Annotated in this window: 7 protein-coding genes; 3 read left to right on the top strand and 4 right to left on the bottom strand. The window is 53.3% G+C overall.

What is annotated here, in order from left to right:
• Positions 1-470 precede the first annotated feature (470 nt).
• Positions 471-2,528 carry a heavy metal translocating P-type ATPase gene (locus DI14_RS08545; protein ID WP_034807550.1) on the top strand — a complete coding sequence of 686 codons (2,058 nt, stop codon included), beginning with the start codon at positions 471-473 and terminating at the stop codon, positions 2,526-2,528.
• A 14-nt stretch (positions 2,529-2,542) separates the two neighbouring features.
• Here DI14_RS08545 and DI14_RS08550 read toward each other — a convergent pair whose 3' ends face one another.
• Positions 2,543-3,163 (bottom strand): hypothetical protein, encoded by a 621-nt coding sequence (locus tag DI14_RS08550; protein ID WP_034807553.1) that lies wholly within the window; start codon positions 3,161-3,163, stop codon positions 2,543-2,545.
• 169 nt (positions 3,164-3,332) lie between these two features.
• Between DI14_RS08550 and DI14_RS08555 the strand changes: the two genes are divergently transcribed.
• Positions 3,333-5,402, top strand: a complete 2,070-nt coding sequence (locus DI14_RS08555; RefSeq protein WP_034807556.1) for an alpha-amylase — start codon at positions 3,333-3,335, stop codon at positions 5,400-5,402.
• Between the two features lie 40 nt (positions 5,403-5,442).
• On the opposite strand, the gene DI14_RS08560 is transcribed toward DI14_RS08555, so the two are convergent.
• The 3 genes from DI14_RS08560 to DI14_RS08570 all read right to left on the bottom strand — a co-directional run bounded on the left by DI14_RS08560 (position 5,443) and on the right by DI14_RS08570 (position 9,504).
• A complete protein-coding gene (locus DI14_RS08560; protein WP_034807558.1) occupies positions 5,443-8,046 on the bottom strand; it encodes a bifunctional diguanylate cyclase/phosphodiesterase in 2,604 nt (867 codons plus the stop codon).
• Between the two features lie 97 nt (positions 8,047-8,143).
• On the bottom strand, positions 8,144-9,010 hold the full coding sequence (locus tag DI14_RS08565; RefSeq protein ID WP_051622658.1) for a YitT family protein: 867 nt from the start codon (positions 9,008-9,010) through the stop codon (positions 8,144-8,146).
• An 86-nt stretch (positions 9,011-9,096) separates the two neighbouring features.
• Complete coding sequence (locus DI14_RS08570; RefSeq protein WP_034807560.1) at positions 9,097-9,504, bottom strand: YkvA family protein; 408 nt, start codon at positions 9,502-9,504, stop codon at positions 9,097-9,099.
• A 114-nt stretch (positions 9,505-9,618) separates the two neighbouring features.
• On the opposite strand from DI14_RS08570, the gene DI14_RS08575 reads away from it, so the two are divergent.
• Positions 9,619-10,857 carry an aminopeptidase gene (locus DI14_RS08575; protein ID WP_034807562.1) on the top strand — a complete coding sequence of 413 codons (1,239 nt, stop codon included), beginning with the start codon at positions 9,619-9,621 and terminating at the stop codon, positions 10,855-10,857.
• Positions 10,858-10,880 lie beyond the last annotated feature (23 nt).

Below are 10,880 nucleotides of genomic sequence, written 5' to 3' on the forward strand. Positions count from 1 at the left end.
CTGCAGTTTTTTTATTTGTCCGACCGGGCACAGCTCGCTTTTCTGGGGGCAAGCAGGGAGCCGCATCGCTTAACGCTGCTGGGTCTCCCTTTGCTTGCTACTCCCCTAGAAGTCTCGCCATGCCCTTGGTCGGTCCACGCATCCATCCCTCTTTTCGTACCCTCGCCCCTTTTTTATAATGAGAGGTGGAGAACCCGTCATGGAGGCGATGCTACCCTTTGCCGCCCTCAATCTCAAGAAGATGGCAGTCTTGGCATGGAAGAAAGCCCAGCTCGCCTGAACAGGGTCTCGGGCAGAACGCCTCAAGGCCCGAAAACGAAAAAGTCACGTTTCAATTCGCCTGAAACGTGACTTTTTCTACAATCTGGAACTTCCGCTCCATGGCGGAAGTTTTTTTTGGTTGCGGGCGTCGAGTAACAGCGTTATGCTATATTCAAATGAATGTTTGAATGTAACAGGAGGAATGCGAGATGGCGAATCGAGATATCTTGCCGATCGAAGGTGTAACGTGTACAAACTGCGCGGCTAAAATCGAACGACGTGTCGAAGGCCGATCGAGTGTGGCATCGTGTCAAATCGATTTTGCGGCGAGTCGCATGATGATCGAATGGAATGAACCGAATGACCATGACGCGGAACTGCAATCGATTGAACAAGAGATGGCACAGATTGAACCAGGGGCCCACTTTGCTCGAAAGGAAGCAACGGGCGATCACGTCAATCATCTTTTGTGGCGCTTTGGGACGGCGCTCGCCTTGTTTGGTGTCGGGATCTGGTCTGACTCACTCTTCTTTTATGCCATAGCGTATGTGATCGTCGGATATGACGTTGTGTACGCTGCGATTCGAAACACCTGGCATCGAGAGTGGTTCGACGAGAAGTTTTTAATGACGATTGCGACGTTCGGCGCCTTTGCGATCAACGAGTATCCGGAGGCGGTAGCCGTCATGCTGTTCTATCAGCTCGGAGAATACGTTCAAGGTCGGGCCGTCCGAGCTTCCCGTCGTTCCATCCAGTCGTTGTTGACGATGAAACCGACGATGGCGCGGGTGCTTGAAGCCGATCAAGAAGCTATACGCCGGCCAGAAGAAGTGGCAATTGGATCGAGGCTCGTCGTCTTACCGGGCGAGCTCGTCCCGATGGACGGGCGCGTCGCCACGGGCGCAAGTTCGCTCAACACGGCCTCTCTCACCGGTGAGTCGCTTCCGAAATCGGTGGAGGCGGGTGAGCCCGTTCTCGCCGGCATGTTGAATTTGGATGGACGGTTGGAAGTCATCGTCGAACGTCGGTCGACGGAATCGACCCTTCAAAAGATGATCGCTCTCGTCGAAGAGGCGAGCGCGAAGAAGGCGAAGACCGAACAAATGATCACCCGTCTCGCAAAAATCTATACACCCGTCGTCGTCGGTCTGGCCGCCATCGTCGCGTTCGTCCCGCCGCTCTTTGGCGGAACATTAGAGGAATGGGTATATCGCGCGTTGATTTTCCTCGTCATCAGTTGCCCGTGTGCGCTCGTCATCTCGATTCCGCTCGGATATTTCGGCGGCATCGGGGCTGGGTCGAGACGAGGCATCTTGGTAAAAGGGGGCCAGTATTTAGACGCGCTCGCTGAAGTGGATACGATTGTATTCGATAAGACGGGAACGCTCACGACGGGGCAGTTTAACGTCACGTCCATCGAGACGAACGGACAGCTGTCGACGGACGAACTCGTTCAGATTGCCGCGCGTGTCGAGCGTGCTTCGACACACCCGCTCGCGACGGCCATCGTCGAACTTGCTGGGGAAGGGACTTCTTTTGCCGATGTCCATGAAGAGCCGGGTTATGGCCTGATGGCGGTGGACGGGGAAGACCGCATCTACGTCGGCAGTGCCCGCTACATGGAGAAGTTAGGCCATCGTGTCCAGGGGGCTCGGGTCGGAACGCACGTGCACATCGTCAAAAATGACGAATGGTTAGGACGGATTGAACTGATGGATGCACTCAAACGAGATGCACGCGAGACGATTCTTGCCTTGAAACGCGGCGGATACCGGACGGTCATGTTGACCGGTGACCGGGCCGTCGTCGCCGAGGCGGTCGGTGCGGAACTTGGCCTCGATGAAGTGACGAGCGAGCTCTTGCCCCATGAAAAAGTTGAAGCGGTCGAACGACTCGTAAAAGACGGGAAGGTTGCGTTTGTCGGGGACGGCATGAACGATGCCGCGGCACTGGCTCGAGCGGACGTCGGTCTCGTCATGGGAGGAATTGGGAGCGACGCAGCGGTCGGGGCTGCCGACGTCGTGTTGATGAATGACGAACCGCACGACCTCCTCACGGCAATCGAGCTAGGGAGACGTACGAAACAAATCGTTTGGCAAAATATCGTCTTCGCTTTCTTCATGAAAGCACTCTTTCTTATCCTAGGCGTTTGGGGAATCGCCTCCATGTGGGAAGCAGTCTTCGCGGACGTAGGAGTCGCTTTGATTGCGATTGCGAATGCCACACGTTTAATTCGAAGTACAAAAAAAGACCCCAACCGAGGTTGAGGCGAGCGGACCGATCAGTCTCGATCGATCCGCTTTTTCGTCTTGGCCATCAAAAAGATGAGAATGACGAGGATGGCGATGAGCAGGATGGCAACCGAGATGAGTGCTTGAGTCGCGATGTCGATTTCACGCTGAGTCGCTGTCAACTGCTTACGAATGTCGTTATACTGCATCTTCTTCAACGAACGCAAGTCCTCTAAAATCGTCTGGCGTTGATCGGTCATCGTCTCGGCGACGGCGGTCGCTTCCGCAAGGTCGCCGGTCTCATAGATGACGAGCACACGGTCCGCCTCTTGTTCCCAAATGCCGTCCCGATACAATAAATCGAGAAGGGAACTCGGTGTTTCTGGGTCGCCTGCGATGGAGGCCTTCAACTCTTTCGCGCGTTGGGACATGCTGTAGTACGCTTCGAGGAAGCGTCGGTCGTCATAGGCGAGAAGCCCACGAATCGCGTTGGCCCGTTCGATGTTGTAATACATGATTTCTTCGATGGCTTGATAGGAATCGAGTCGAGGCCCGTGGATGGCCTCGATTCGCTCGTTCGTATTGCGCAACTGGACGATGAAGCTGGCGATGACGAGGACGAGCAAGATTGCCAATGCACCGAATAACGCCAACCATTTCCGCTGAGACATGGTGCTTCCCTCCCTTCTGATGACAATCGTACAACAATTTTAAGCGTTCGGCATAAATTATTTTTTGGAAAAGGAAAAAACGGGTAAACGTTTAAATACATAGGATGTTGTACCTTGTTATCGTTTACAATTGGGATGGGGTACGATTTCAATCATAAGGAGAATAACTATGCCAGAGAACTCGTCGTTAAAAAAGTTACACCAAGTGTTAAAAGACAAACGGACCGATTTACACTATGAAATCCCGTCTTTGTGGAATCGAATGCGCTTTTTGTCGGAGCCGGTCCGTGATGGTGTCGAACGGGTCAACCCATACGATTTCTTAATCGAGACGATCGAGAAAGGCATTCTTCCGCATGCAGTCGACGGCCGTGACTATACCGAATCTGTCGCCAAGGCGGACGCTTATCTAGAGACAGGCGGCGACTGGATCAAGCGGGCTTCGGTCTACTCGATGCAAGTGCGGACGTCGACGTCTTGGGACCATGACGGGTCGGGCTATGTCGAGATGAACAATTCACAAGGAATGAAGGATACGGGGACGTTCGTGAAGACGCTCGCCTTGTTGCCGCATCTCCTCTATATGGGCATTGACACGTTGTTCTTGTTGCCAATTTCGCAACACAGCCACAAGAATAAAAAGGGCGAGTTCGGTTCACCGTACGCCGTCCAAGACTTTTTTGCGATTGACGAGGAATTGAAAGAGACGCTCACCGGGGACGGCTTGACCGTCGAAGAAGAGTTTGCGGCGTTCGTCGAAGCGTGTCACATGGTCGGCATCCGTGTCGTCATCGATGTCATTCCCCGCACGTGCGCGCGCGATAACCGATTGATTCTAAAGAACCCGGAATGGTTCTATTGGATTCCGGTCGCCGAGCTCGACCATTATCATCCGCCGCACGTACCGGGAATCGGTGAGAACGTGAAGCCGGAATACGCGTTCTTGCCGATGATTTACGGCTCGCAAGATGTATGGCAACATTTGCGTCGCTTCTCGATGGCGCCAAACTTGGTCGATGCGGCGAAGTGGGAGCAGGTGAAACGCTATTTACTCGATCATCCGGAAGAGAACTTGCTCGCCGTCATCGAACGGGAATTCGGATTGACGACCGCCCCGGCGTTCTCGGACTGCATCAACGACCCGCAGCCGCCATGGTCTGACGTCACGTACTTCCGCTTGTTCCTCGACCATCCGACGGCTGCCGGTCCGTACGTGAACGACGCGAACTTGGCGCCATACATCTTGTTCGATTCGATCAAGTCGAACCAGTTCCGGGGCGAGCAAATCAATGAGCCACTTTGGGCGATGCTGACGGATATCATCCCGCATTATCAGCGGGAGTATGGAATCGACGGTGCGCGCATCGACATGGGGCACGCGTTACCGGTCGATTTGGCGCAACGAATCTTGACAGAGCCACGTGCGCTCGATTCGAACTTCAGCTTCATCGCCGAAGAGTTGATTGAAGTGGGGGCTTGGGCGGCGCGTGACGCCGGTTATAACATGATTATCGGATACGGGTTCTATAAAGAGCCGCGCTTTGATACGCACGACACGCACCAATTCTTTTATGACTCGCGTTTCTTGCCGCTCCCGGTGTTCGCCGCCGGTGAGACCGCGGACACACGCCGCATCGCGACCCGTGACGGCGGCCGTCAAGCGAGCCGATTGCTCACAGTGTTGAACGGGTTCATGCCGAACGGGGTACCGATGACGAACTCGGGGCTCGAACTGTATGAGACGCAACCGATGAACACCGGCCTCGACTGTCGACCGGAAGAAGCGTATCAACTCTTCCCGACCGACCCGTACTTCGGGAAGCTCGCCTTTTTTGACGCCTATCAGTTCCATTGGGATCATCCGGAACGGGACGAGATGATTGAACTGATGCATCAAGTGGCTGGCATCCGTCGGCGTTGGCTCGATGTCCTCGTCAACCCGAGCCACTTTGAGCCGCTGACGATGGGGCAGATGGATGCGCCGTTTATCGGTCTGGCTTGGTTGCGTCCAGACACGAACGAGACGCTCCTCGTCGTCGCCAATACAAGTATGCATCAACCGTTACAGGGCAAGGTCGCCCTTGACGGTGTGCGTCGCCGGAACTGGAACGCGAGCCGCTTCGCTGAGATGGTATATTCGCCGAACTCATGGCCGTATGCCGAGCACAGTTTCGATGACAACTGGGACCTGTGGGTCGATTTGAAACCGGGTGAAGTGAAAGTGTATGAGATGAAGTAACGTAAAACGCCTCGGACCGAGAACAGGTCCGAGGCGTTTGTTATTGTCGTTGTTTCATGTAGAAGATGACGAACTCATCGAGTGGCATCGGTTTCGCATATCGATAGCCTTGCATCGAGTCACAGCCGATTCGGCGTAAAAACGTCTCTTGGTATTCGGTTTCGACGCCTTCTGCGACAAGCGCCATTCCAAGTTGTCTCGCCATGGCGACAATGGTCGCCGTGACCGTCTGGTACTCTCGATTTTCTTCGAGTTGCATCGTGAACTCGCGTGGAATCTTGAGTTCGTCGATCGGATAGCGGACGAGGTAGGCGAGCGAGCTATAGCCGGTACCGAAATCGTCAATCGACAGTTTGATGTCGAGTGCCTTCAGTTCGAGGATACGATTCAAGACGCGGTCGGAATGGTGTGCTGCGACCGTCTCCGTCAATTCGAAGTTCAATCGGCCCGGCTCAATCGGGAAACGGTTGAAGAGCGTCGTCAAATAGTCAATCAAATGCTCATCGAATAGTTGGCGCACGGACAAGTTGACCGAGAGCTTCGGCAAATCGATGTCGCCTTGTTCGAACGCGTACATGAGTTGGAACGTCTCGTGAATCATCCATCGACCGAGGTCTTGGATGTGTCCCGTCTCTTCCGCGATCGGGATGAACTCGCTCGGCGGGATGAAGACGCCGTCACGTTGCCAGCGCACGAGCGCCTCGGCACCGATGATTCGCTTCGTCGCCGCATCGACCTGTGGCTGAAGATAAAGCGAGATTTCGCCTTTTTCGAGCGCGGTGTCGAGCCCTTCCATCAACAGCTTACGTTCTTCTTTGTCTTCGCGTAGCTCTGGCGCAAACAAGACGGTCTCATCCCGTCCTTTTTCTTTTGCTTTGTACATCGCCAAATCGGCATTCGACAGCAAGTGTTTCAGCGTCGCCCCGTGTTCAGGGTAACGGACGATCCCGATGGAGGCGTGAATCTCGACGAGCGTCCCGCCCAAATAGTAAGGGGGGCTGTAGACGAGCCGGCGAAGCCGTTCAATCAACATCTCATTATCATCGTGTTCGGCAACGACGATGAATTCATCTCCACCGAGACGGCCGGCATATTCGTTCGGCAACAAGGCGAGACGGAGCCGTTTGCCGATATGTTGTAACAACTGGTCGCCCATGTGATGTCCGAATTGGTCGTTGATTTCTTTAAAGCCGTCCAAGTCAGAAAACATCAATGTGAACGGTCGCCCATCCTCGATGAGCTGTTCAATCTGCTCTTGGAGGGCGTAACGGTTGTGCAATCCGGTCAAGCTGTCGTGGTTCGCTTGATATAAGATTTGTTCCTGCTGGACGATCATTTGCGTGATATCTTTGACGATGGCATAGATTCCTTCGACGTCACCGTTGATAATCATTGGGATGTTCATCAGTTGCCAGACCCGCTTCGTGCCATCATCGGTCACGATGTTGACCTCGAGCGTCTCCGGACGCCCGGACGTCAAGTCGTGAAGGGCGGTGGCGTAAGCGCCACGGTCCTTCGGCTCAATCACGTCGAGGATATTCGTCCCGATTAGCGTTTCGGCGGTGTGACCGAGAACGGAACTTCCGGCTTGGTTGACCGACAGCACCTCGCCATCTAAGTCGAATAAGAAAATCGGTTCGGCGTGATAGGCGAAGAGCGAGCGATACTGTTGTTCGCGGATTTCGAGTTCGTGCGCTTTCGTCGTCACGGCGGTCTCGAGGTCGGTGTTGACGGTATGTAGGCGATGGCTAATCAACGCGTTTTGTTTCGCGACGACGAACTGCCGGATGAGAAGCAGCAACACGGCGTTCGCAATCATCGAATCGAGGACGGACGTGCCGAGCAGACGATCGGATGCGAGCATGAACAACATCACGACCGTGCTGTAGATGATGTAATCGAACACCGAGTCATGGATGAGGACATCCTCGTCTGTCTCATCAAACAAAAAGCTGAGCGAGATGAGGAAGATGCTGCTCACTTGCAGGACATGGACGAGGTCATGTCCAATCCCACCAAAGGCGACGACTTGATTGACGATCGAGGCGACCGTGAAGCCGAGGATTCCGATGAGAAGCAGGATTCGAAACGATTGGCCCGATGTGACGATGCGATTCAAATACAGGAAGGCGAGCACCATATAAAGGCTGACGAGCACCATCTGTTCTTCAAATCCGTTCAAATAGTCGCGATACACGTCTCCCTGTGAAACATAAAAGTAGAGATGGAGTGCGCCGACGAACAGAAAACTGAACAAGGCGAATACATCGAACGTGCGGAGTTTCAACGTACGAATCTCAATCGACTGCGTGATGACGATGAGTGCCATAATCAAATAAAAAAAGTTTTGGCTAAACAACATCAAGTCGCTCGAAACAGGTACCTCATAACGCAAGGCGGTCACGTACGTGATGAAGCAGACGTTTCCGGCAGTAATCAGGGTGTGGATATAACGTCGCATGCCACGATGGGTCACGGCAGCGTAACCGCTAAACAAAGTCGCGATACACGTGACGACGATCAAGTACACGAACAGGCTCGTCTCGCGCAGCGCGTAGGGACTGAAAATAATCAATAACAGTCCAAGAAAAAACGTCCCGACGAGCAGGGCGGGAACTGATTGGCGCAAGGAGTGGCTAGACAACTCATGCACCTCCTTCTATATTCTATGAGGCTCATTCGTATTATCGGACCGAATCCTCGTTTGTTACACTAAAAAATCGACAACCACGCGTTGTCGATTAAAGGGTGTATGAATGTTCCTTGAAGTTTCCGACGACCGAATCAATTTCTGACACCGTAATGAACGCTTCCGAGTCGATATCCGACACGATTTGACGCAATTTTGGAATCTCATTGTTTTGGACGACGACGTAAAGCATCTTCTTCGTGTCGTTCGAATATCCGCCGATCGCATCCATAATCGTGACACCGCGCTTCAAGTTCTGCTTGATCACCAAGTTGATTTCATCAGACTTTTTACAGATGATAAAGCACTGTTTTTGGGCCGAGAAGAAACGGTGAATCGTCAATAGCGTCCGCGACCGTACGAAACTGAGCACGAGCGCATACATGACGGCCTTGATGTCGAACGTAATGAAGACGAGCACGTACACGATGATGTCTTGCGTCAAAAAGATTTTAGGGAGCGAGAGGTTTCGGTTCGTCGTATAGATGACTTTTCCGAGAATATCGAGTCCACCTGTCGAGGCTCCAGCAAATAAGAGCAGCGCCAACCCGAGCCCAGAAACGATGCCGCTGAAGACGGAAGCGACGAGCGGGTCATCGAGCGGGGTCGGTGGAATGAGGACCGGTAGCGCATCGATTAAAATCGAGGACAAGACGACGACGATTCCCGTCATGAAAATGAATCGCTTCCCTAAAAATTTGATTCCGACGATAAAGAGCGGGATATTCAGCAAGAGTTGCGTGAGCCCGATTGGCGTCCCGAAGAGTTCGTTGACAATAAGTGTGATTCCGACGATTCCTCCCGTGCCGATTTCGTTTGGTTTGAGAAGCAAACCGACGAAGATGGATTGTAGAATCGTTCCGGCAATAATGAACAGGACCGTTTCGACGGCGATTCGTTTTCTTGATTTTGCGTACATAGAAGTTGGCTAGGCGCCATACGCCCCCTTTGATAAAGTTCTCAAGCAAGCGTACTTCGACCGACGCTGAATTTCAAGAGTCTGATTTACATCTCGTGATGAAACCGGTCGATATCGCTAGCGAGTTGTTCATGGACGAAGTCGATCACTTGGGCATCGTCGAACAAACCGAGAGGTGCGTCGTCCGGGATGGCGTCGAACGGCGAGACGAAATAGAGAACGGCCGCGACGAGTGCGTCTTCCTTTTCCGGTTGCATATCGAACTGATTGTTATAGATTGCCCGCAATATATTGAGCAACTGTTTCATTTGGAAATATAGCGTCAGTTCTTCTTCACGCTCGATGTTCGTGATGTCATTGGATGCGACATCGACGGTCACTTTGGCGAGGGCTAGTTCGCCTTGGACGAGCAAGTCTCCGCGCTGTTCGTTGGCTGTGTACGCCGTCTTCGCTGTGTCTAGAAAGTGTGCATACGTTGTTTTCCAATCTGGCATATGAATTCCTCCTTCTTTCTACATCTACTAATATGCCCGTTTTTGCGATTTGGTTGCAACTTTTCCGAAAATTTAAGAAAATAAGAGAGAACGAACAAAGGAGGAACTGTACATATGTCTACTTATACAATCCCGACCGAGGCCGAGTTCGCCCGCTATGCGGAACTTGCCGTCAAAAAAGGTGTCAACATCCAACCGGGCCAACAACTTGAGGTCCGCGCCGATATCAGCCAAGCGCCGCTCGTCCGTCAAGTCGTCAAAGCTGCGTACGCGGCTGGAGCCAAGCAAGTTTCTGTCAACTGGAGCGACGAGGAGTCGACAAAGATTCGTTACTTCAACGCGCCACAAGACTCGTTTAAAGAGTTTCCAGAATGGATGAAAGCCCGCTTTGAACAGCTCGCAGAAGAGAAGACGGCATTCTTGTCAATCGTCAGCGATGACCCGGATGCATTGAACGGCGTCGACTCGTCTCGAATCGCGGATTCGAACCGTGCTGCCGGCGTCGCACTCGCGAAGTGGCGCAAGTACGTCATGAGCGATAACGTCAGCTGGTCGATTATTGCCGGCGCTTCTGACGCGTGGGCGAAAAAAGTGTTCCCAGACCGTGAGGATGCGGTCGCAGCACTTTGGCGTGCCATCTTCGCGGCGACACGCATGGACGAAACAGACGTCGTCGCTGCGTGGGACGAACACGATCAAGCGCTTCGGACACGTGCGAAGCTATTGACGGAAAAGAAATACGCGAAATTGCACTATAAGGCGCCGGGTACGGAATTGACGATCGGTCTTCCGAAGAAGCACGTCTTCCTTGGCGGCGGCGGACCGAATACGGACGGCGTCGACTTCATCGCCAACATGCCGACAGAAGAAGTGTTCACGCTTGCCGATAAAGACGCGGTCGAAGGACACGTGTCGAGCACGAAACCGCTCAGCTACAGCGGAAACTTGATTGACGAGTTCACGCTTTGGTTCGAAGGTGGGAAAGTCGTGAGAGCGGAAGCGAAACAGGGACAGGCTGCACTCGATGAGTTACTCAACCTCGACGAAGGGGCGCGCCGAATCGGTGAAGTCGCGCTCGTTCCAGACGATTCGCCAATCTCGAACTCGGGTCTCCTCTTCTACAACACGTTGTTCGATGAGAACGCCTCGTGCCACTTGGCGCTCGGACGTGCCTACTCGACGTGCCTTGAAGGCGGACCGTCGATGTCAGCGGAAGAACTCGCCGAGAACGGGGCGAACGATTCGATGACACACGTCGACTTCATGATCGGGTCGGCCGAGATGGATATCGACGGGGAGCGCGAAGACGGCTCACGTGAAGCCATCATGCGTGCCGGCAACTGGGTCATCTAAGAAAGGGAGAGACGAATCCGATG

The organism is Exiguobacterium sp. AB2, assembly GCF_000696055.1.
GTDB lineage: Bacteria > Bacillota > Bacilli > Exiguobacteriales > Exiguobacteriaceae > Exiguobacterium > Exiguobacterium alkaliphilum.

Coding starts and splice junctions, on each gene's coding strand:
- DI14_RS08545 (WP_034807550.1), top strand. CDS start 471: ATGGCGAATCGAGATATCTTGCCGATCGAAGGTGTAACGTGTACAAAC.
- DI14_RS08550 (WP_034807553.1), bottom strand. CDS start 3,163: ATGTCTCAGCGGAAATGGTTGGCGTTATTCGGTGCATTGGCAATCTTG.
- DI14_RS08555 (WP_034807556.1), top strand. CDS start 3,333: ATGCCAGAGAACTCGTCGTTAAAAAAGTTACACCAAGTGTTAAAAGAC.
- DI14_RS08565 (WP_051622658.1), bottom strand. CDS start 9,010: ATGTACGCAAAATCAAGAAAACGAATCGCCGTCGAAACGGTCCTGTTC.
- DI14_RS08570 (WP_034807560.1), bottom strand. CDS start 9,504: ATGCCAGATTGGAAAACAACGTATGCACACTTTCTAGACACAGCGAAG.
- DI14_RS08575 (WP_034807562.1), top strand. CDS start 9,619: ATGTCTACTTATACAATCCCGACCGAGGCCGAGTTCGCCCGCTATGCG.